19 protein-coding genes and 1 pseudogene are annotated in these 20,921 nt (G+C 62.9%); 16 read left to right on the forward strand and 4 right to left on the reverse strand.

Annotated elements, in window-relative coordinates; translation table 11 throughout:
• Positions 1–59 precede the first annotated feature (59 nt).
• From AC0L2R_RS01315 to sufA, 7 genes are all read left to right on the forward strand, one after another.
• On the forward strand, positions 60–1,217 hold the full coding sequence (locus tag AC0L2R_RS01315) for a cysteine desulfurase family protein (RefSeq protein WP_473507477.1): 1,158 nt from the start codon (positions 60–62) through the stop codon (positions 1,215–1,217).
• 187 nt (positions 1,218–1,404) lie between these two features.
• Positions 1,405–2,922: a Fe-S cluster assembly protein SufB gene (sufB, locus tag AC0L2R_RS01320; protein WP_473507478.1), complete on the forward strand. Its 1,518-nt coding sequence runs from the start codon at positions 1,405–1,407 to the stop codon at positions 2,920–2,922.
• Positions 2,923–2,951: 29 nt separating this feature from the next.
• On the forward strand, positions 2,952–3,707 hold the full coding sequence (gene sufC / locus AC0L2R_RS01325; RefSeq protein WP_473507479.1) for a Fe-S cluster assembly ATPase SufC: 756 nt from the start codon (positions 2,952–2,954) through the stop codon (positions 3,705–3,707).
• Positions 3,708–3,750: 43 nt separating this feature from the next.
• On the forward strand, positions 3,751–5,019 hold the full coding sequence (gene sufD / locus AC0L2R_RS01330; protein ID WP_473507480.1) for a Fe-S cluster assembly protein SufD: 1,269 nt from the start codon (positions 3,751–3,753) through the stop codon (positions 5,017–5,019).
• A gap of 178 nt (positions 5,020–5,197) precedes the next feature.
• Positions 5,198–6,439 (forward strand): cysteine desulfurase, encoded by a 1,242-nt coding sequence (locus tag AC0L2R_RS01335; RefSeq protein WP_473507481.1) that lies wholly within the window; start codon positions 5,198–5,200, stop codon positions 6,437–6,439.
• Positions 6,440–6,444: 5 nt separating this feature from the next.
• The gene (locus AC0L2R_RS01340; RefSeq protein WP_128168441.1) at positions 6,445–6,837 is read left to right on the forward strand and encodes an SUF system Fe-S cluster assembly protein; all 393 of its coding nucleotides are present in this window, start codon (positions 6,445–6,447) and stop codon (positions 6,835–6,837) included.
• 89 nt (positions 6,838–6,926) lie between these two features.
• The gene (sufA, locus tag AC0L2R_RS01345) at positions 6,927–7,307 is read left to right on the forward strand and encodes a Fe-S cluster assembly scaffold SufA (protein WP_473507482.1); all 381 of its coding nucleotides are present in this window, start codon (positions 6,927–6,929) and stop codon (positions 7,305–7,307) included.
• A gap of 211 nt (positions 7,308–7,518) precedes the next feature.
• On the opposite strand, the gene AC0L2R_RS01350 is transcribed toward sufA, so the two are convergent.
• A complete protein-coding gene (locus AC0L2R_RS01350; protein ID WP_091591419.1) occupies positions 7,519–8,016 on the reverse strand; it encodes a GFA family protein in 498 nt (165 codons plus the stop codon).
• Between the two features lie 90 nt (positions 8,017–8,106).
• Between AC0L2R_RS01350 and AC0L2R_RS01355 the strand changes: the two genes are divergently transcribed.
• Complete coding sequence (locus AC0L2R_RS01355; RefSeq protein ID WP_077371584.1) at positions 8,107–8,430, forward strand: TfoX/Sxy family protein; 324 nt, start codon at positions 8,107–8,109, stop codon at positions 8,428–8,430.
• A 171-nt stretch (positions 8,431–8,601) separates the two neighbouring features.
• On the opposite strand, the pseudogene AC0L2R_RS01360 reads toward AC0L2R_RS01355, so the two are convergent.
• Positions 8,602–9,521 (reverse strand): annotated as a pseudogene (locus tag AC0L2R_RS01360) (carbohydrate kinase family protein).
• Positions 9,522–9,797: 276 nt separating this feature from the next.
• Here AC0L2R_RS01360 and recA point away from each other — a divergent pair.
• Together recA and alaS are read left to right on the forward strand one after the other, a co-directional pair.
• A complete protein-coding gene (gene recA / locus AC0L2R_RS01365) occupies positions 9,798–10,895 on the forward strand; it encodes a recombinase RecA (protein WP_023798282.1) in 1,098 nt (365 codons plus the stop codon).
• Positions 10,896–11,183: 288 nt separating this feature from the next.
• A complete protein-coding gene (alaS, locus tag AC0L2R_RS01370) occupies positions 11,184–13,850 on the forward strand; it encodes an alanine--tRNA ligase (protein WP_473507483.1) in 2,667 nt (888 codons plus the stop codon).
• 74 nt (positions 13,851–13,924) lie between these two features.
• On the opposite strand, the gene AC0L2R_RS01375 is transcribed toward alaS, so the two are convergent.
• A complete protein-coding gene (locus AC0L2R_RS01375; protein WP_473507484.1) occupies positions 13,925–14,551 on the reverse strand; it encodes a glutathione S-transferase family protein in 627 nt (208 codons plus the stop codon).
• Positions 14,552–14,559: 8 nt separating this feature from the next.
• Positions 14,560–15,771, reverse strand: coding sequence for an NADP-dependent isocitrate dehydrogenase (locus tag AC0L2R_RS01380; protein ID WP_128168446.1), 1,212 nt, complete (start codon positions 15,769–15,771; stop codon positions 14,560–14,562).
• Positions 15,772–15,988: 217 nt separating this feature from the next.
• On the opposite strand from AC0L2R_RS01380, the gene AC0L2R_RS01385 reads away from it, so the two are divergent.
• The 6 genes from AC0L2R_RS01385 to AC0L2R_RS01410 all read left to right on the forward strand — a co-directional run bounded on the left by AC0L2R_RS01385 (position 15,989) and on the right by AC0L2R_RS01410 (position 20,873).
• Positions 15,989–16,837: an RNA methyltransferase gene (locus AC0L2R_RS01385; RefSeq protein ID WP_473507485.1), complete on the forward strand. Its 849-nt coding sequence runs from the start codon at positions 15,989–15,991 to the stop codon at positions 16,835–16,837.
• A 151-nt stretch (positions 16,838–16,988) separates the two neighbouring features.
• Positions 16,989–17,801 carry a glutamate racemase gene (gene murI / locus AC0L2R_RS01390; RefSeq protein WP_473507486.1) on the forward strand — a complete coding sequence of 271 codons (813 nt, stop codon included), beginning with the start codon at positions 16,989–16,991 and terminating at the stop codon, positions 17,799–17,801.
• Positions 17,802–17,863: 62 nt separating this feature from the next.
• Positions 17,864–18,052 carry a DUF3008 family protein gene (locus tag AC0L2R_RS01395; RefSeq protein ID WP_023717374.1) on the forward strand — a complete coding sequence of 63 codons (189 nt, stop codon included), beginning with the start codon at positions 17,864–17,866 and terminating at the stop codon, positions 18,050–18,052.
• A gap of 361 nt (positions 18,053–18,413) precedes the next feature.
• On the forward strand, positions 18,414–19,031 hold the full coding sequence (gene rpsD, locus AC0L2R_RS01400; RefSeq protein WP_023798277.1) for a 30S ribosomal protein S4: 618 nt from the start codon (positions 18,414–18,416) through the stop codon (positions 19,029–19,031).
• A 137-nt stretch (positions 19,032–19,168) separates the two neighbouring features.
• On the forward strand, positions 19,169–20,056 hold the full coding sequence (ttcA, locus tag AC0L2R_RS01405) for a tRNA 2-thiocytidine(32) synthetase TtcA (RefSeq protein ID WP_473507487.1): 888 nt from the start codon (positions 19,169–19,171) through the stop codon (positions 20,054–20,056).
• Positions 20,046–20,873 carry an inositol monophosphatase family protein gene (locus AC0L2R_RS01410; protein ID WP_473507488.1) on the forward strand — a complete coding sequence of 276 codons (828 nt, stop codon included), beginning with the start codon at positions 20,046–20,048 and terminating at the stop codon, positions 20,871–20,873. The genes ttcA and AC0L2R_RS01410 overlap by 11 nt, the downstream gene beginning before the upstream one ends.
• Positions 20,874–20,921: the final 48 nt, after the last annotated feature.

The following is a 20,921-nucleotide window of genomic DNA, read 5'->3' on the forward strand; positions in this document are numbered from 1 at the left end:
GCGTTTTACTCGTCCCGGGGCTTTCTGCCGGGGCTTTATTCCCGTGTTTTTTTGGGGGCGTGGGCGCCGGTGCCGCCCTCCCGGGTGCGTCTGGCCGGGGGGGGCCCGGGCCCCCCGCGGCAATGATTGCCGCGCTCGATACTGCCGCCAACCCGTCGTCGGTCCATGCCGAAGGTCGTGCCGCACGGCGGCTGATCGAGAATGCAAGGCGCGATGTGGCGCTGCTGGTCAACGCCGGCGCCGAGCATGTCGTGTTCACCTCCGGTGCGACGGAAGCCGCCTCGACGCTGCTGACGCCGGATTGGCAGATGGGGCGCGGCACTGTCCGCATGAGCCGGCTCTATGTCTGCGAAGCCGATCATCCTTGTGTGCTGAACGGCGGGCGCTTTCCGGCAGCCCGGGTAACACGCATCGGCGTCGACGCCGACGGCATTGTCAGGCTGGACGCGCTGGCGGCGGCACTTGGCCGTCATGACAAGGCGGACGGCCTGCCGCTGGTGGCGATCCATGCCGCCAACAACGAGACCGGCGTCATCCAGCCGGTCGGGCGCATCGCCGAAATCGTCAAGGCGGCAGGCGGCATCCTGGTCGTCGACGCCGTGCAGGCAGCCGGTCGCATTCCGCTCGATATGTCAGCGGGTTATGCCGATTACTTGATTCTGTCTTCGCACAAGATCGGCGGCCCCATGGGCGTTGGCGCCATCGTCGCCGCCGCGGATCTGATGATGCCAAGGCCGTTGATCGCCGGCGGCGGCCAGGAAAAGGGTCATCGCGGCGGCACCGAAAACCTGGCCGCGATTGTCGGCTTTGGCGCAGCGGCGCGCGAGGCCCTGATCGGATTGAAGCGCATCGACGCCGTCGGCAGCCGCCGCGACGAGATCGAGGCGATCGTGAAAACGCTGGTGCCGGATGCGGAGATCTTCGGAACCGGCGCGCCGAGGCTTGCCAACACGACATTCTTCGCTATTGCGGGCATCAAGGCCGAGACGGCGCAGATCGCCTTCGACCTCGCCGGCGTGGCGCTGTCGGCCGGTTCCGCCTGTTCGTCGGGCAAGGTCGGCCCGAGCCATGTGCTGAAAGCCATGGGATACAATGACAGCCTTGGCGCTTTGCGCGTGTCCATCGGCCACGCAACGAGCGCGCACGACATCGAACTGTTCCGCACTGCGCTGGCCGGCATTGCCTCACGCCGCGCAGGCAGGGAAGAAGCCGCCTGAGCGCGGCAAACAAACGCAGGCTTTTTGGCCTGGTAGAGCCGTGCGTTTCATAGTGGCCGGGTGAATTCCCGGCAGGGACGCACTATATGGAACTTACGCCGCCTCGGGTGCCTCGCGGGTACTGGTTTCGCGGTGCCATAGTTTGAAAACTGCCGGGCCTTGACCCCGGCGTGGATGGAGAACGCTGATGCCTGCTGTGCAGGACACGATCGATCGGGTTCGAAAGATCGACGTCGACCAATACAAATACGGATTCCAGACCGAAATCGCGATGGACAAGGCCCCAAAGGGCCTGAGTGAAGACATTATCCGCTTCATTTCGGCGAAGAAGGACGAGCCGTCCTGGATGCTGGAATGGCGTCTGGAAGCGTATCGGCGCTGGGTGACCCTGGACGAGCCGAAATGGGCGCGCGTCCACTATCCAAAGATCGATTTCCAGGACCTCTACTATTATGCGGCGCCCAAGAGCACGCCAGGACCGACATCGCTGAGCGACGTCGACCCCGAACTGTTGAGGGTCTATGAAAAGCTCGGCATCCCGCTGAGGGAACAGGAGATCCTCGCCGGTGTGCAGAAGACCGACGCGTCGGAACTCGAGGAAGCCAGCGACAATGTCTACAAGTCGGGCCGCGTCGCCGTCGACGCCGTGTTCGATTCCGTGTCCGTCGTCACCACCTTCAAGAAGGAGCTGGCGCAGTCCGGCGTCATCTTCTGCTCGATCTCGGAAGCCATCCGCGAGCACCCGGATCTGGTGAAGAAGTATCTCGGCTCGGTCGTTCCGACTTCGGACAATTTCTACGCCACGCTGAATTCGGCGGTGTTCACCGACGGTTCTTTCGTCTTCGTGCCCAAGGGCGTGCGCTGCCCGATGGAACTGTCGACCTATTTCCGCATGAACGAGAAGAACACCGGCCAGTTCGAGCGCACGCTGATCATCGCCGAGGAAGGGGCCTACGTCTCCTATCTCGAAGGCTGCACGGCGCCGCAGCGCGACGAGAACCAGCTTCACGCTGCGGTTGTCGAACTGATCGCGCTCGACGATGCCGAGATCAAATACTCGACGGTGCAGAACTGGTACCCCGGCGACGCCGAAGGCAAGGGCGGCATCTACAATTTCGTCACCAAGCGCGGCGACTGCCGCGGCCACCGTTCGAAGATTTCATGGACGCAGGTCGAGACCGGCTCGGCGATCACCTGGAAATATCCGAGCTGCATCCTGCGCGGCGACGATTCCAGCGGCGAGTTCTATTCGATCGCCGTGTCGAACGGCTACCAGCAGGTCGACAGCGGCACCAAGATGATCCATCTCGGCAAGAACACGTCGAGCCGCATCATCTCCAAGGGCATCGCCGCCGGCTTCTCGCAGAACACCTATCGCGGCCAGGTCTCGGCGCACCGCAAGGCGACCAACGCCCGCAATTTCACCAACTGCGACTCGCTGCTGATCGGCGACCAGTGCGGCGCCCACACCGTGCCCTACATGGAAGCCAAGAACGCAACCGCGCAGTTCGAGCATGAGGCGACGACGTCGAAGATTTCCGAGGACCAGAAATTCTACGTCATGCAGCGCGGCATTCCCGAAGAAGAGGCGATCGCGCTGATCGTCAACGGCTTCGTCAAGGACGTCATCCAGCAACTGCCGATGGAATTCGCGGTCGAGGCGCAGAAGCTGATTGGGATCAGCCTCGAGGGCTCGGTCGGCTGACCGGACCGAAAATTTTCAGGAAAAGAAAAATGCTTGAAATCAGAAATTTGCATGCACGCATCGTCGATGACGGCACCGAGATCATCCGCGGCCTGAACCTGATGGTGAAAGCCGGCGAGGTCGCCGCCATCATGGGGCCGAACGGCTCGGGAAAATCGACGCTGTCCTACATCCTCGCCGGGCGCGAGGATTATGAGGTGACCGAAGGCGACATCCTCTACAACGGCCGGTCGATCCTCGAAATGGATCCGGCCGAGCGCGCCACATCAGGCATTTTTCTCGCCTTCCAGTATCCGATGGAGATACCCGGTGTGGCGACGATGGAATTTCTGAAAGTGGCGATGAACGAGCAGCGCAAGGCGCGCGGCGAGGAGCCGCTGAAGATCCCGGAATTCCTGAAGCGCGTGAAGGATGCCGCCGCCTTGCTCGACATGGACATGGCGATGCTGAAGCGGCCGCTCAATGTCGGCTTTTCCGGCGGCGAGAAGAAGCGCGCCGAGATCCTGCAGATGAAGCTTCTGGAGCCAAAGCTGTGCGTGCTCGACGAGACAGACTCAGGTCTCGACATCGATGCGCTGAAGATCGTTTCGGAAGGCGTCAACGCGTTGCGCGCGCCGGACCGCGCCATCGTCATCATCACCCACTACCAGCGCCTGCTTCAGTACATCGTGCCGGATAGTGTGCACGTGCTGTACAGGGGCCAGGTGGTCAAGTCGGGCGACAAGTCGCTGGCGCTCGACCTCGAGGCCAACGGCTATGCCGGCGTGATCGGCCAAGCTGCGTGAGATGCCAGAAGGCCAAGAAGGCAAGCCAAACAAGGCGAGACCGATGAATATACATACGACACCCCAGCGAACGCCGGCCGAAACGGCGCTGATCGACGCCTTCAGCGACCGGCTGTCGTTGCTGCCCGGCGACGGCACGGTGATGCTGAAGCGCGACGACGCCATCGAGGCGATCAAGAGCGGTCTGCCGACGCGGCGCATCGAATCCTGGCACTACACCGACCTGCGCCGCCTGTTGACTTCGGTTCCGGATTTCGATCCCGCAGCCGCCCCAAAAGCCATTGCGCCTGTCGTCGAAGGATCCGCTGTCCTGCCGGTGCTCAACGGCGTGTCGAGTGCGAAAATGCCTGAAATCGAGGGCATCGCCGTGCAGCGCCTGTCGGAGAAGCTGACCGACGGCAGCATCGCACCGGGCCTCGACCTCTATGGCGCCGACGATGCCATCGGCGCGCTGAACACCGCTTTCGTTGCCGACGGCTATTTTGTCGACATTGCCGACGGCACCGAACTGGACAAGCCGATCGAACTGCAGAACCTGCAGGCCGGCGGCCAGACGCATGTCCGCCTCAGCGTCCGCGTCGGCGCCGGCGCCAAGGCCGTGATCGTCGAGCGCCAGGCGGGCGAGGGCGCCGCACTCGTCAGTTCGGTCAGCCAGCTTCTGCTTGACGAGGGCGCCGAGGTGACCTGGCTGATCGTGCAGGAGCAGTCGGATACAGCGACGCATCTTGCCCAGTTCAAGGCACATCTCGGCAAGAATGCGAAGCTGACGCTGTTCGTGATGAACGCCGGCGGCAAGCTGGTGCGCCAGGAGATCGTGGTCAGAACGACCGGCGAAGGTGCCGATTTCACGCTGCGCGGCATCAACCTGCTGGCCGGTGACACCCATACCGACGTGACCATGGTGCTCGACCATGCGGTGCCGCATACGGCTTCGACGGAAGTGATCCGCAACGTGGTGACGGGAAGAGCGCGCGGCGTCTTCCAGGGGCGCATCAACGTCCACCAATACGCGCAGAAGACCAACGCCAAGATGGCCTGCAACACGCTGCTCCTGTCGGATGACGGCGAGTTCTCGACCAAGCCTGAGCTCGAAATCTTCGCCGACGACGTCGTTTGCGGCCACGGCGCCACCGTCACCGAGATCGATCATAGCCACTTGTTCTACCTGATGGCGCGCGGCATCGACGAGAAGTCGGCCCGTGGCCTGCTGGTCAAGGCGTTCGTCGCCGAGGTAATCGAGGAACTCGACGACGAGGCGATCGTCGAGGCGCTGGAAACGAGGCTCGACGGCTGGTTCGCGGCGCACGGGTGAGGCGATTGGGTTCGCTTCGGCGAACACCCCTCATCCGTCTTGGCGCTGCGCGCCAATCCACCTTCTCCCACAAGGGGAGAAGGTTAGGCGATCTTCCTTCTCCCCTTGTGGGAGAAGGTGGCCGAGCGAAGCTCGGTCGGATGAGGGGTGGGCGACAGAATGAGGCGATGAATTGGTGATGGACCAGAAAGTCGAAAACATCCCCTATGACGTCGAGGCGATCCGCCGCGACTTTCCGATCCTGTCGCGGGAAGTCTACGGCAAACCGCTGGTCTATCTCGACAATGGCGCCTCGGCGCAGAAGCCGCAGGTCGTGCTCGACGCCATCCAGCACGCCTACGCCCAGGAATATGCCAACGTCCATCGCGGCTTGCATTTCCTGTCGAATGCCTCGACCGACGCCTTTGAGAACGCGCGCAAGATAGTGCAGAGATTTCTGAACGCGCCTGATACCGACAACATCGTCTTCACCTCGAACACGACCGCGGCGATCAACACCGTCGCTTATGGCTTCGGCATGCCGAATATCGGCGAGGGCGACGAGATCGTCCTGTCGATCATGGAGCACCATTCCAACATCGTGCCGTGGCATTTCATCCGCGAGCGGCAGGGCGCGAAGCTGGTCTGGGTGCCGGTCGACGATCTCGGCATCTTCCACATCGAGGAGTTCGAGAAGCGGCTGACCGACCGCACAAAACTGGTCGCCATCACGCACATGTCGAATGCGCTGGGCACGGTGACGCCGATCAAGGAGATCGTCCGCATCGCGCATGCGCGCGGCATTCCGGTGCTGGTCGACGGCAGCCAGAGCGCCGTGCACATGCCGATCGACGTGCAGGACCTCGACTGCGATTTCTTCGTCTTCACCGGCCACAAGGTTTATGGGCCCTCGGGCATCGGCGTGCTCTATGGCAAGAAGGACATGCTGGAGCGCATGCGCCCGTTCATGGGCGGCGGCGAGATGATTGAGGAGGTGACGCAAGACATCGTCACCTACAACGATCCGCCGCACCGTTTCGAGGCAGGCACGCCGCCGATCGTCCAGGCGATCGGGCTGGGTGCGGCGCTCGAATATATGGAAAAGATCGGCCGCGAGCGCATCGCCGCCCACGAGGCCGATCTCAGGGATTATGCCCATCAGCGGCTGCGCGCCATCAATTCGCTGCGCATCTTCGGCGATGCGCCTGACAAGGGCGCCATCATCTCCTTCGAGCTGCAAGGCATTCATGCCCACGACGTGTCGATGGTGATCGACAGGCAAGGCGTCGCCGTGCGTGCCGGCACCCATTGCGCCCAGCCGCTGTTGAAACGTTTTGGCGTAACCTCCACATGCAGGGCATCGTTCGGCATGTATAACACCAGGGCCGAAGTCGACGCTTTGGCCGATGCGCTCGAAAAAGCGCGAAAGTTCTTCGGATGACGATCATGGATGATGCAGGCCACACCGCTGAGACCACTTCGGAAACGGCAGCCAATGAGGTGGTTTCCGCCTCGGCCATTCCCGCCGACGAACTGGCACGGCTGACCGACGACATCGTTTCGGCGCTGAAGACGGTCTACGACCCGGAAATCCCGGCCGACATCTATGAACTCGGCCTGATCTACAAGATCGACATCGAGGACGACCGCTCGGTCAAGATCGACATGACGCTGACCGCGCCGGGCTGCCCGGTGGCCGGCGAAATGCCCGGCTGGGTGGAGAATGCCGTCGGCGCCGTCGAAGGCGTTTCCGGCGTCGAGGTCAACATGACCTTCGATCCGCCCTGGTCGCCCGACCGCATGTCGGAAGAGGCGCAGGTCGCGGTGGGTTGGTATTGAGGCGCACTTGCGCCAGGCAGAAAACTTCACCATTTTAGGTGAAGACTCATTCCGCAGGCCTTGAACCTGCGTGAACGCGGAGAAAAAGAATGGGACGCTTCGCCGTCATCACGATGACCGAAAAGGCTGCCGACCGGGTGCGCGAGATCGTCGCGACCCGTGAGAATGCGCATGGCATTCGCCTTGGCATCAAGAAGGGCGGCTGCGCCGGCATGGAATATACGGTCGACCTGGTGACCGAGCCCAACACCAAGGACGATCATATCGAGCGCGACGGCGCCCATGTCTATGTCGCGCCTGAGGCGGCGCTTTTCCTGTTCGGCACCGAGATGGATTTCGAGCAGACGACGCTGCGCACCGGCTTCACCTTCCGCAACCCGAACCAGAGCTCGGCCTGCGGCTGCGGCGAATCGGTGGAGCTCAAGCCGGCCGATTTGAGGGCCTTGGCCGAGGCGCGCGCGTCGGCCTGATTTCCCTTCTCCCTGTTGTCCCCCTCATCCGGCCCTTCGGGCCACCTTCTCCCCGCCGGGGAGAAGAGGTTGGCATCACCGCTGGCGACCTCCTCTCCCCTCGGGGAGAGGTCGGATTGCCCCGAATTGCCCTTCGCAATTCGGTTGGCAATCCGGGTGAGGGGCACTTACCCACGTGCGATTGCCCTGCCGTAAACGGGGCGAAGAAATGCTAATCCACCCACATTCCCGTTCGTTTGTGCCAGTCTGCGATCGATTCCTCGGGATAGACGTCGAAGACCTTGTCGTCCTTGCCGATTTCGGGCTCGACCCAGTTCGCCTTGTATTTCAGCATGAGGTGCACCTTTTCAGGCGGTTTCGGCAGGTCTGTGTCGATCGCCGAGGCGAAGGGGTGGACCAGTTCCGGCCAGGTCCGGTCATAGAGCCACAGTGCCGAACCACATTTTTTGCAGAAATTCCGCTCGCCTGACGAGATCTCGCATTGCGGATGCTCGTCGTCCTCGATCTCGGCCTGGTAGACGCCAAGATGGCGCTTGCCCTTGATTTTCAGCGTCTCGAAATCGGCACCGAGATTGATGGCAAAGCCACCGCCGCCCTGCTGCTTGCGGCAGATCGAGCAGTAGCACAGCATGAACGGCACCGGCGTGTGGCTTTCCACCTCGAAGCGGACGGCATTGCACCGGCAGGACCCTTTGAGCAGAAGCGGCATGAAAAACTCCGACGAAATTGGCTTTCAACTTGTCAGGATGGTGCCGGCTGCGGCGATGACAAGGGCAAATCCGGGTGACATGATTGCGGCATGGACAATGAACGCATTGCCGAACTTTTCGAAGGCCTCGGACCGGTCAGCATTCGCAAGATGTTCGGCGGCAAGGGCATCTATTTCGACGGCGTGATCGTCGCCATCGTGGTGCGTGGCGAATTGATGCTGAAAGCCGATGCCGAAAGCGCGCCCGAATTCGAGGCGGCCGGCTGCCGGCAATGGACCTATACGGGGTCGCGGCACGGCAAGCTGGTGTCGATGCCGTATTGGAGCGTTCCCGACAGCGCCTTCGACGATCCGGATGAGATGGCGGTCTGGGCGCGGCGGGCCTATGAAGCGGGGCTGCGGGCCGGCAAATAGCTGTGTCCGCTAGCCGCTCAGTTTAAGATAATCGTTTCAGGTCGGCGCTGCCCCTCCCCGTGAAGGACGGGGAGAGGGGTCGCCGGCGTCGCGGCCAAGCCCCTTCTCCCCGTCCTTCACGGGGAGAAGGTCCCGGCAGTGGGTTGAGGGGCGGCGCCAACATCCAGGATTTCATGCCAGGTCGCGCGCCTCGGGCACGAATGCCAGCGCCTCGGCAAAGATAGCGCTCGTGAAGGTGGCGCTCTCGACGGCGAGCATTGCTGCGCCAACGCCTTCGCGCAGCGCTGCGCCCAGCGTCAGGCCGCGCAGCAGGGCGGCCATCGTCGCGCCCGCCAGCGCATCGGCGGCGCCGACCGTGACTTTTTTCGGTGGCAGGATCGAGAAGGCGCCGGCCGCGTCGAAACCCAGCACCGGACCGTCACCAGCGGTGACCACGCCGCTTTTCAGGCCGGCGCGTCTTAGGCCGTCGACAATGCCACGCTCGTCGGCATCGACGTCGGCGCCGGTAAGCGCGCTGGCGTCGTGCCGGTTCATGAAGGCCATCGCCAGAAACTCAAGCACCAGCGTCAGCCGCGCCGCCTTGCTGGGCGAAACGGCAAGTGCAAACACCGGCTTGCCGGCGGCAAGCGCTACCAGCCGCTCGAGCGCCGCCGACGGCAGGTTTGCGTCGCAAAGGACTGCATCAGCGGTGCTGATTGCCTCGCGCACCTTGGCACGGCGGATCTGCTTGACAAGCGCCAGGTCGAGAGCGCCATGTCGGCGAGGCCGGCGATCAGCGCGCCGTCGCCGTCGATCAGCACTGTGTTGCTCGGCGTCGTGCGATCGAGGAACACCACGGAAAGATCGGCAATGCCGGCTGCAGCAATGGCGCGTGAAAGCGTATCGGCCAGAACATCGCCGCCCCGTACCGAAAGCAGCGAGCCGGAGACGCCGCGGCGCACGGCGCGGCGCAGCGCATTGAAGACGGCGCCGCCGACTTCCTCGCGCATCGTGCCGGGGTTCGACGCCGCCGGCACGAAGGCGCCCGAAACCTGGCCGCGCCGCTCGATATAGGCGCCGCCTACTGCCAGGATCGTCGGCGACTTCATCATGCCCAGTGAGATGACCTTGCTGCTGCCGGGTGGAGACTATTTTGTCCGGCGGAACCCGGCAACCGGAGGCGCGATTCGGAAGATGCCTTTGCAGAATCCTGCGGGTGAAGCCGGGATGCATCCTGGGTGAAAACACGAAACAAAAAAAGAACAGATCCGGATATTGTTGGTTTTTCAATCGGTTGTATCCCCTTGCCAATCGAGAACAAAAAAGGTACAAATTGATAGGGATTACGGATTGTCCGGCCTTCATTGACGACCAAGGGGTGATGTATCATGGCTCAGAATTCTTTGCGGCTTGTAGAGGACAAAACGGTGGACAAATCAAAGGCTCTGGATGCGGCGCTGTCGCAAATCGAGCGTGCCTTCGGCAAGGGCTCGATCATGCGGCTCGGCGCAAACGAGCAGGTCGTCGAGATCGAAACGGTGCCGACCGGTTCGCTTGGCCTCGACATCGCGCTCGGCGTCGGCGGCCTGCCGCGCGGCCGCATCATCGAGATCTACGGGCCGGAAAGCTCGGGCAAGACGACGCTGGCGCTGCACACTGTGGCGGAGGCCCAGAAGAAGGGCGGCATCTGCGCCTTCGTCGATGCCGAGCACGCGCTCGACCCGGTCTATGCCCGCAAGCTCGGCGTCGATCTCGAAAACCTCTTGATCTCGCAGCCCGATACCGGCGAGCAGGCGCTGGAGATCTGCGACACGCTGGTGCGTTCCGGCGCCATCGACGTGCTGGTGGTCGATTCGGTCGCGGCGCTGACGCCGCGCGCCGAAATCGAAGGCGAGATGGGCGATTCGCTGCCCGGCCTGCAGGCCCGCCTGATGAGCCAGGCGCTGCGCAAGCTGACCGCCTCGATCTCGCGCTCCAACACCATGGTCATCTTCATCAACCAGATCCGCATGAAGATCGGCGTCATGTTCGGTTCGCCCGAGACCACGACCGGCGGCAACGCGCTGAAATTCTACGCTTCGGTGCGCCTCGACATTCGCCGCATCGGCTCGGTCAAGGACCGCGACGAGGTCGTCGGCAACCAGACCCGCGTCAAGGTGGTCAAGAACAAGCTGGCGCCGCCCTTCAAGGTGGTCGAGTTCGATATCATGTATGGCGAGGGCGTGTCCAAGACCGGCGAGCTGGTTGACCTCGGCGTCAAGGCTGGCGTGGTCGAAAAGTCGGGCGCCTGGTTCTCCTACAATTCGCAGCGTCTCGGCCAGGGTCGCGAGAATGCAAAACTGTTCCTGCGCGACAATCCCGATACGGCGCGCGAAATCGAATTGGCACTACGGCAGAATGCCGGGCTGATTGCGGAAAAGTTCCTCGAGAATGGTGGTTCCGAAGGCGGAGACGATGGTTTCGAGGATGAAGCCGGCGCCATGTAGGCTTCGGCAGTGGCCGGAGTTTGGCCATGATTCCCGCGCATCACCTCCAGCCTATGTAATCGAGTTCTGTATTGTTGCGTTCGAACCGCCGGCCTAGCGCCGGCGGTTTGCGTTTCAGCGGTGGCGCCGAGATGACCGGCAGGCCGGCAACGAGATGACCGGCAAGCCCCGCAAATTGGCCCAATTCCGTGTTTCTGGACAGGGTGCAACGCGGCGGCTAAAAGGCCATGTCCATTTGCCGTCGGCCGCGCCGGCGGCTCTCTCTAAAGCTAAAAGGCAGTGTCATTCATGAGTGGCGTGAACGAGATCCGGTCGACATTCCTCGACTATTTCCGCAAGGAGGGTCACGAGGTCGTCGCGTCAAGCCCGCTGGTGCCGCGCAACGACCCGACACTGATGTTCACCAATGCCGGCATGGTGCAGTTCAAGAACGTTTTCACCGGCCTGGAAAAGCGACCCTATTCGCGTGCCACGACGGCTCAGAAGAGTGTTCGCGCCGGCGGCAAGCACAACGACCTCGACAATGTCGGCTACACCGCGCGCCACCTGACCTTCTTCGAGATGCTCGGTAATTTCTCGTTCGGCGACTATTTCAAGGAGCGCGCCATCGAGCTTGCCTGGAACCTGATCACCAGGGAGTTCGGGCTGAAGAAGGACAAGCTGCTGGTCACGGTCTATCATACCGACGACGAGGCTGCCGGCTACTGGAAGAAGATCGCCGGCTTTTCCGACGATCGCATCATCCGCATTCCGACCTCGGACAATTTCTGGGCGATGGGCGACACCGGACCTTGCGGTCCGTGCTCGGAGATCTTCATCGACCGTGGCGAGCACATCTGGGGCGGCCCTCCCGGCAGCCCCGAGGAGGATGGCGACCGTTTCCTCGAATTCTGGAACCTGGTGTTCATGCAGTATGAACAGGTGACGAAGGATGAGCGCATCGACCTGCCGCGCCCGTCGATCGACACCGGCATGGGCCTGGAGCGCATGGCCTCCATTCTGCAAGGGGTCGAGAGCGTCTTCGAGACCGACCTGTTCCGTCACCTGATCGAGGCCGCGTCATCCGCGCTCGGCCGCGGTCCGGATGCCGACACCGTCGGATCGTTCCGCGTCATCGCCGACCATCTGCGTTCGTCCTGCTTTCTGGTGGCCGACGGCGTGCTGCCGTCCAATGAGGGCCGCGGCTACGTGCTGCGTCGCATCATGCGCCGCGCCATGCGCCACGCGCAGCTTTTGGGCGCCCGTGATCCGCTGATGTGGCGGCTGGTGCCGGCGCTGGTGCGCGAGATGGGCCAGGCCTATCCGGAACTGGTGCGCGGCGAACAGATGATCACCGAGACGCTGAAGCTTGAAGAAACCCGTTTCCGCAAGACGCTGGTGCGCGGCTTGGGCCTGCTTTCGGAAGCGACGGAAAAGCTGGGTGCCGGCGACATGCTGGATGGCGAGACCGCCTTCAAGCTCTACGACACCTATGGCTTTCCGCTCGATCTGACGCAGGACGCGCTGCGTCAGCGCAACATCTCGGTCGATCTTGCCGGCTTCACCAATGCGATGGAGCAGCAGAAGGCCGAGGCGCGCAAGAGCTGGGCTGGTTCCGGCGAGGCGGCGACCGAAACAGTGTGGTTCCCGGTGCGCGAGAAGCATGGCGCCACCGAGTTCCTCGGCTACGAGACCGAGCAGGCGGAAGGCCTCATCCAGGCGCTGGTCAGGGACGGCAAGATCGTCGACAGCGCCGCCAACGGCGAGGCGGTTGCCGTGGTCGTCAACCAGACGCCGTTCTATGGCGAATCCGGCGGCCAGGTGGGTGATACCGGCGTCATTTCAGGCGAAGGGTTCTCAATCGAGATCTCCGATACGCAGAAGAAGGCCGACGGGCTTTTCGTGCATCTCGGCAAGGTGGCCGACGGCACGGTCGACACGGGCGCGACCGTCGAACTGAAGGTCGACCATGCGCGCCGCTCCAGGCTGCGCGCGAACCATTCCGCGACGCATCTGATCCACGAAGCGCTGCGCGAGGTGCTCGGCACCCATGTCGCGCAGAAGGGCTCACTGGTCGCGCCCGAGCGTCTGCGCTTCGACATCTCGCACAACAAGCCGATCTCGCCGGACGAGATCGAAGAGGTCGAGCGGATGGCGAACGAGATCGTCGTCCAGAACAGCCCGGTCACCACGCGGCTGATGTCGGTCGACGACGCCATCGCCGAAGGCGCCATGGCGCTGTTCGGCGAAAAGTATGGCGACGAGGTGCGCGTCGTTTCGATGGGCACGGGCTTGCATGGCGCCAGGGCCAACCGGCCTTATTCGGTCGAGCTATGCGGCGGCACGCATGTCAGGGCGACCGGCGACATCGGTCTGGTGCGCATCGTGTCGGACAGTGCAGTCGCTGCCGGCGTGCGCCGCATCGAGGCGCTGACCGGAGAGGCGGCCAGAAAGCATCTCGACGAGCAGGACAAGCGGCTGAAGGCCACTGCGGCGGCGTTGAAGATCTCGCCGGCCGACGTGCCGGCGCGCGTCGAGGCGCTGCTCGACGAGCGCAAGAAGCTCGAGAAAGAACTGACCGAAGCGCGCAAGAAACTGGCGCTGGGCGACCGCTCGCCAGCCGGCGTGCCTGCCGAGAACGAGACCATTGCCGGTGTCGGCTTCCTCGGCAAGGCGGTATCGGGCGTCGCGCCGAAGGATTTGAAGCCGTTGGCCGATGCCGGCAAGAAGTCGCTCGGCTCCGGCGTCGTCGTCTTCGTCGGCGCCGGCGAGGACAACAAGGCCAGCGTCGTGGTCGGCGTCACCGACGACCTGACCGGCCGCTTCAGCGCTGTCGATCTGGTCCGCGTAGCGTCCGCGGCATTGGGCGGGCAGGGCGGCGGCGGTCGGCCTGACATGGCCCAGGCCGGCGGCCCGGACGCCTCGAGGGCCGAAGACGCGATCGCTGCGGTGAAGGCGGCTCTGGAGGCGGCCTGATCGGTTGCTGGGAGGCACCCCCCTCTGTCCTGCCGGACAGAGGGGGGTGCTGTCCCTCGGCCTTTCGGACTTTGTCACCCGGCCTTTTCAGTACGGGCAAAACTCTCCCGTCCGGCGATGCGAGCCCACCAGTCCCGAATATCGGCGAACTCGGCCAGCAGGTTTTGTCCCTCAGTGACCTCGACGAAATAGCCGATGATGGGTGCTGCATGCAGGTCGGCCAGCGTCAGTTGCTCGCCCAGCAGCCACGGCCCGGCGGCTTTCAGTGAGGTGAGTGCGCGAAGCACTGTCGCCGCCTGCAGAAGCCCACTGGCGATCAAAGCCTCGTCAGGCGCCGTTTTCTCCAGCCGCTCGACGGCGACATCCCAGACCATGGCTCGATAGGCATAGGCGTCGAGCATGCCGATGATCTGGTTCATACGTGCGCGAGGCCGGGCTTCGATCGGTTGCAACGCCGGGCCGTCGAACGCTTCGTCGACATAGCGGGCGATCGCGCTGGTCTCGTGGAGGCGGAACCCGTCATGCTCGAAGGCCGGGATGCGGCCGAACGGCTGATGGTCGAAATACCAGCCCGGAATGCCGTCGGCCGCAAAGATGTCGACCGGCACAAGTTCGTAGCCGATGCCTTTTTCCTCGAGTGCGAGGCGGACGATGCGCACATAGACGCTGTAGTCCGCCCCGTAGACGACGGGCCTGCTCACAACGCTGGTCAGGCCATCGCCTTCTGCAGATTCTCGTCGATCTTGTCGAGGAAGCCGGTGGTCGAAAGCCATGGCTGGTCGGGACCGATCAGCAGCGACAGGTCCTTGGTCATGAAGCCGGCTTCGACGGTCTGGATGCAGACTTTTTCCAGCGTCTCGGCAAAACGCATCAGCTCGGCATTGTCGTCGAGTTTGGCGCGGTGCGCCAGGCCGCGCGTCCAGGCGAAGATCGAGGCGATCGAATTGGTCGAGGTTTCCTCGCCCTTCTGGTGCTGCCGATAATGGCGGGTGACGGTGCCGTGCGCCGCCTCTGCCTCCACCGTCTTGCCGTCCGGCGTCATCAGCACCGAGGTCATCAGGCCGAGCGACCCAAAACCTTGCGCCACGGTGTCCGACTGGACGTCGCCATCATAGTTCTTGCAGGCCCAGATATAGCCGCCCGACCATTTCAGGCTGGAGGCAACCATGTCATCGATCAGCCGGTGCTCGTACCAGAGCTTCTTGGCTTTGAACTCGGCTTCGAACTCTGCCTCGTAGACTTCCTGGAAAATGTCCTTGAAGCGGCCGTCATAGGCCTTGAGGATGGTGTTCTTGGTCGAGAGGTAGACCGGGTAGTTGCGCAGCAGGCCGTAATTGAGCGAGGCGCGGGCGAATTCGCGGATCGAGTCGTCGAGATTGTACATGGCCATGGCGACGCCGGCGGCCGGCGCCTCGAACACGTCATGCTCGATCACCTGGCCGTCCTCGCCGACGAACTTGATCGTCAGCTTGCCCTTGCCGGGGAAGCGGAAGTCGGTGGCGCGGTACTGGTCGCCGAAAGCATGACGGCCGACGATGATCGGCTTGGTCCAGCCGGGCACCAGCCGCGGCACGTTCTTCATGATGATCGGCTCGCGAAAGATGGTGCCGCCGAGGATGTTGCGGATGGTGCCGTTCGGCGACTTCCACATCTTCTTCAGCCCGAATTCCTCGACACGCTGCTCGTCGGGGGTGATCGTCGCGCATTTCACGCCGACGCCATGCTTCTTGATGGCATTGGCCGAATCGATGGTCACCTGGTCGTTGGTGGCGTCGCGGTGCTCAACGCTGAGGTCGTAATATTCAAGCTTAAGGTCGAGATAGGGGTGGATCAACTTGTCCTTGATGAACTGCCAGATGATGCGGGTCATCTCGTCGCCGTCGAGTTCGACGACCGGGTTCGCCACCTTGATCTTCGCCATGGAAAGAATGCCTCATTGTTGGGGATCGGAACGGCCTTGCCCGCATGGCTTTGGCCGGGGATGCGGCCCGTATATCAAAGCATTTTTGGCCGCGCAAACGGCGATCCGCCCCAGCGGGCTCGCCCCTGGCATCGGGCGTTGCCTGCCAAAGCTTCATTTTCGCGGCCGGGTATGGCAGGGGACGCTGAAATGCCGCAAACAGCAGTTCATTGAGACAATGCAAGCCAGCAACGACATCCTTCCTGCCACCGGCCCGGCGATCATCCTGGTCGAGCCGCAGCTCGGCGAGAATATCGGCATGGTCGCGCGCGCCATGGCGAATTTCGGCCTTGCCGAACTGCGCCTCGTCAATCCGCGCGACGGCTGGCCGAGCGAAAAGGCGCGCGCTGCCGCGAGCCGCGCCGATCACGTCATCGATGCCGCTGGAGTATATGACGATCTGGCCTCGGCGGTCGCCGACCTGAACTTCGTCTTCGCCACCACGGCGCGCGCGCGCGATAATTTCAAACCGGTGCGCGGACCGGTCGAGGCGGGCAGGGCGCTGAGAGCGCGGCAGCGATCCGGACAGCGCACCGGCATTCTGTTCGGCCGCGAGCGGTTCGGGCTCTACAATGACGAGGTCGGCCTCGCCGACGAGATCGTCACCTTCCCGGTCGATCCCGCCTTCTCCTCGCTCAACATCGCCCAGGCCGCCTTGCTGATGTCCTATGAGTGGATGAAGTCGGGCCTGGAAGACGAGACCAAAACCAATTTTTCCAGTCCCGACATGATGCCGGCGACCAAGGCACAGTTGCACGGCCTGTTCGCCTATCTGGAAGGCGCGCTCGAAGCGCGCGGCTATTTCCGCCCGGCGGCGAAGAAGCCGAAAATGGTCGACAACCTGCGCGCGGTGCTGACGCGCGCCGGCTTCGCCGAGCCGGAGCTCAAGGTGCTGCGCGGCATAATATCATCGCTGGACAGGTTTTCGCCGGCCATGCCGCGCGGCGACGGATCGCCGGGCGATGATCCAAGGCGGCTTCCGGCAGCGGCCCGCGCCGCCAAGGCGACAGACAAGGACCAAGCCTGAGAGACAGGCTCTAGCCGTAACCGAATGTTATTTGCTGTGGTCCATCATCCCAAAAATGATGGATCAGGCCTAAAATGATGAATAGGGATTTGTGACCATCTTCCCGCCGCGGACCCGCAGCCTTCTCCGCCTTCTCCTGTAGACGATGACAATGACCGATCCTTCAAGCGCCCGCCCGATCCTGATGTTCGATTCCGGCATCGGCGGCCTGACGGTGCTGCGCGAAGCGCGGGTGCTGATGCCCGACCGCCGCTTCGTCTATGTCGCCGACGACGCGGCTTTCCCTTACGGGGCTTGGGAGGAAGCTGCACTGAGGGCACATGTGCTGGAGCTGTTCGGCAAGCTGCTTGATCGTTTTTCGCCGGCCATTTCGGTCATCGCCTGCAACACCGCCTCGACTCTGGTCATCGATGCGTTGCGCGAAAGATTTCCCGGTCATCCTTTCGTCGGCACAGTGCCGGCGATCAAGCCGGCAGCGGAACGCACGCGCTCCGGGTTGGTTTCGGTGCTGGCGACGCCCGGCACCGTCAAGCGCCAGTATACCCGCGACCTGATCGGCAAATGGGCGCAAAAATGCCATGTCCGCCTGGTTGGCAGCGACCGTCTGGCGGGACTGGCCGAAGTCTATATGCGCGATGGCTTTGTCGATGAAGAGGCGGTGCGTGCCGAGATCGCGCCGTGCTTCGTCGAACATGACGAACTGCGGACCGACATCGTCGTGCTTGCCTGCACCCACTATCCCTTTCTGGCCAATCGCATGCGCAAGACGGCACCCTGGCCGGTCGATTGGCTCGATCCCGCCGAGGCGATCGCGCGACGCGCGCTCTCGCTGCTCGCGCATGCCGAGGCCAGCCACCGCGGCGAGGCGTTGCCGGAAGGCGCCGACCTCGCTGTCTTCACCTCGAAGCGGGTCGATTTCCCGACTCGCCGCCTGATGCAGGGGTTTGGGCTGGCGATTTCCTGATATCCGGGAACATCACCCCGACCGGTGCGTTTTTCCCGCATCGCAAGACGGGAGAAACGATCATGCCAGCCACTTCAAAAGCCCAGCAGAAAGCCGCCGGCGCGGCATTGTCCGCCAAGCGTGGCGAGACCAAGAAGAGCGAGCTCAAAGGCGCTTCGAAGGGAATGTACAAATCGATGAGCGAAAAGCAGCTCGAGGAGTTCGCCGAGACCAAGCGCAAGGGCCTGCCGGAGAAGAAATCGAAACACTAGCCGGCTCGTCCGCACCCGAGGTCCGGTCCCATGGTTGGATAGCCGCGGTCAGCACGTCCGCGCGGGGGAACCGCGGCTGCCATCACCGACGCCAGTGGCGAGCTTGACACCAGTTGAATCTCCGTCTAATCAGCCCACCAACACCGGGCCGCAATGTCCGGTGGTTTCTTTATGTGCGCAAGACAGTTGGGAAGCCGCTCTATTTTTCCCAGAATCTTGTCTAGAATGACGTGTCCCGTGGGTTTTCCGCCGCGTTGCGTGGGAGAACCCTGTCAGGTCTCGAAAACGGGGGCCAGAGGAGGGCGCGTTTCCTTCACCCGGACCATGAGGTGCCGGGTGTGTCTTTTTGAAAGGGAATGCGATGAGCAAGCGCGAATCCGCGAAATACAAGATCGACCGCCGTCTCGGCGAAAACATCTGGGGCCGCCCAAAATCCCCGGTCAACAAGCGCGAATACGGTCCCGGCCAGCACGGCCAGCGCCGCAAGGGCAAGCTTTCCGATTTCGGGCTGCAGCTGCGTGCCAAGCAGAAGCTGAAGGGTCACTACGGCGACGTGTCGGAAAAGCAGTTCCGCAAGGTCTATGAAGAGGCGAACCGCCGCAAGGGCGACACCTCGGAGAACCTGATCGGCCTGCTCGAGTCGCGTCTCGACGCGGTCGTCTACCGCGCCAAGTTCGTGCCGACCATTTTTGCCGCTCGCCAGTTCGTCAATCACGGCCACATCAATGTCAACGGCAAGCGCGTCAACATCGGCTCGTACCGCTGCAAGCCGGGCGATGTCATCGAAGTGCGCGAAAAGTCGAAGCAGCTGGTGATCGTCCTGGAATCGGTAGGCCTGGCTGAGCGCGACGTGCCTGATTACATCGAGGTCGATCATAACAAGATGACGGCGTCCTTCGGGCGCATCCCCGGCCTGTCGGATGTTCCCTTCGCCGTGCAGATGGAACCGAACCTGGTCGTCGAATTCTATTCGCGCTGATCGATTTTTTTCATCTGCGACATCATCCAAGGCCGCCCTCGAGGCGGCCTTTTCTTTGGGGTTCCGAAAATCGATTTCGATTTGCGGGCCGATGCGCTACTCCGGGCAGCAACAAGGATTTTTGGGGCCGCCGCGCCATGAACATGCTGCCAGAAACAATCGAACCGATCACTGACGCTGCACGCGGCTTTCATCCGCTGTTTGCCAATGTGCCGTCCTCCGTCGAATTCAACAAGCTGCGCAAGCGGCTGCTGCGTCTCGCCCGTCAGGCGATCGACGATTTTTCGATGGTCAGGCCCGGCGAACGCTGGCTGGTCGCCCTGTCTGGCGGCAAAGATTCCTACGGCCTGCTTGCGTTGCTGCTCGACCTCAAATGGCGCGGGCTGCTGCCGGTCGACCTGCTGGCCTGCAATCTCGACCAGGGCCAGCCGAACTTTCCGAAGCACATTCTGCCCGATTATCTCAACACATACGCCATTGCGCACCGCATCGAATATCAGGACACCTATTCGGTGGTGACCGACAAGCTTCCCCAGGGCAGCACCTATTGTTCGCTGTGCTCGCGGCTCAGGCGCGGCCATCTCTACCGCATCGCGCGCGAGGAGGGCTGCTCGGCTTTGGTGCTCGGTCACCACCGCGAAGACATTCTCGAAACCTTTTTCATGAACCTGTTGCATGGCGGGCGTCTCGCCGCCATGCCGCCAAAGCTGCTCAACGACGACGGCGACGTCATGGTGCTGCGGCCGCTCGCCTATTGCGCCGAGGCCGATCTCGAAAAATTCGCCGGCGCCATGAAGTTCCCGATCATCCCGTGCGATCTGTGCGGCAGCCAGGACGGCTTGCAGCGCAATGCGATGAAGGCGATGCTCGACGACCTGGAAAAGCGCATGCCCGGCCGCAAGGACACGATGATCCACGCCATGACCAATGTGCGGCCCTCGCATCTGCTCGACAGAAAGCTGTTCGATTTCGCCGCACTCAACGAAACCCTGACCGCAAGGCAAGACATTCCCGATGACATTTGACGATACCGCGATCGACTGGCTCGCCACGCTTCTGTCCGACGCTGCCATTGCCGAGATCATGCCGCGCTTTCGCCGGCTGGATGAGGGCGACGTCCGCCAGAAGACCTCGGCAGCCGATCTGGTGACGGAGGCCGATGTGAGTGCCGAGCGGCTCATCACCGTCAGGCTGCGTGAGCGCTACCCCCAGGCGATGATCGTCGGCGAGGAAGCCTGCTCCGACGACCCGGCGCTGCTCCAGGGCCTCGGCGAAGCCGATCTCGCCTTCGTCATCGATCCCGTCGACGGCACTTTCAATTTCGCCTCAGGCGTGCCGCTGTTCGGCGTCATGCTCGGCATCGTCGTGAAGGGCGAGACCGTCGCCGGCATCATTCACGATCCCATCGGCAAGGACTGGCTGATCGGCGCCAGGGGTGCTGGCAGCCACATACGGCATGCGCATGGCACTTTGGAGAAGGTGCATGTCGCCGAGCCTGCGCCGCTCTCGCAAATGACCGGCGCGGTTTCCTGGCAATACATGCCCGAGCCGGAACGGTCACGGCTGGCGCGCAACCAGACGAAATCCCTGTCGCAATTCGGCTATCGCTGCGCGGCTCACGAATACCGCCTGCTGGCGAGCGGCCACGCCCACTTCGTCGTCTACAACAAGCTGATGCCGTGGGATCATCTGGCCGGTGTGCTGATCCATGCCGAGGCAGGTGGTTACGCGGCGCGTTTCGACGGCAGCACCTATCGGCCGTCGCATGTCGGCGGTGGCCTTCTTGTCGCACCGGACGAAGCAAGCTGGCGCGAACTGCGCCGGGAACTGTGGGCGGAATAGGCCGTTTGGCATCGATCCGATTCGGGCCATGCCCGGTCGATCCGATTT

The organism is Mesorhizobium sp. WSM4820 (genome assembly GCF_055811075.1).

Bases quoted from the DNA above. Each gene is read 5' to 3' on its own strand.
- sufB (WP_473507478.1), top strand. From the start codon at position 1,405: ATGCCTGCTGTGCAGGACACGATCGATCGGGTTCGAAAGATCGACGTC.
- sufC (WP_473507479.1), top strand. From the start codon at position 2,952: ATGCTTGAAATCAGAAATTTGCATGCACGCATCGTCGATGACGGCACC.
- sufD (WP_473507480.1), top strand. From the start codon at position 3,751: ATGAATATACATACGACACCCCAGCGAACGCCGGCCGAAACGGCGCTG.
- AC0L2R_RS01335 (WP_473507481.1), top strand. From the start codon at position 5,198: ATGGACCAGAAAGTCGAAAACATCCCCTATGACGTCGAGGCGATCCGC.
- AC0L2R_RS01340 (WP_128168441.1), top strand. From the start codon at position 6,445: ATGGATGATGCAGGCCACACCGCTGAGACCACTTCGGAAACGGCAGCC.
- sufA (WP_473507482.1), top strand. From the start codon at position 6,927: ATGGGACGCTTCGCCGTCATCACGATGACCGAAAAGGCTGCCGACCGG.
- AC0L2R_RS01350 (WP_091591419.1), bottom strand. From the start codon at position 8,016: ATGCCGCTTCTGCTCAAAGGGTCCTGCCGGTGCAATGCCGTCCGCTTC.
- AC0L2R_RS01355 (WP_077371584.1), top strand. From the start codon at position 8,107: ATGGACAATGAACGCATTGCCGAACTTTTCGAAGGCCTCGGACCGGTC.
- recA (WP_023798282.1), top strand. From the start codon at position 9,798: ATGGCTCAGAATTCTTTGCGGCTTGTAGAGGACAAAACGGTGGACAAA.
- alaS (WP_473507483.1), top strand. From the start codon at position 11,184: ATGAGTGGCGTGAACGAGATCCGGTCGACATTCCTCGACTATTTCCGC.
- AC0L2R_RS01380 (WP_128168446.1), bottom strand. From the start codon at position 15,771: ATGGCGAAGATCAAGGTGGCGAACCCGGTCGTCGAACTCGACGGCGAC.
- AC0L2R_RS01385 (WP_473507485.1), top strand. From the start codon at position 15,989: ATGCAAGCCAGCAACGACATCCTTCCTGCCACCGGCCCGGCGATCATC.
- murI (WP_473507486.1), top strand. From the start codon at position 16,989: ATGACCGATCCTTCAAGCGCCCGCCCGATCCTGATGTTCGATTCCGGC.
- AC0L2R_RS01395 (WP_023717374.1), top strand. From the start codon at position 17,864: ATGCCAGCCACTTCAAAAGCCCAGCAGAAAGCCGCCGGCGCGGCATTG.
- rpsD (WP_023798277.1), top strand. From the start codon at position 18,414: ATGAGCAAGCGCGAATCCGCGAAATACAAGATCGACCGCCGTCTCGGC.
- ttcA (WP_473507487.1), top strand. From the start codon at position 19,169: ATGAACATGCTGCCAGAAACAATCGAACCGATCACTGACGCTGCACGC.
- AC0L2R_RS01410 (WP_473507488.1), top strand. From the start codon at position 20,046: ATGACATTTGACGATACCGCGATCGACTGGCTCGCCACGCTTCTGTCC.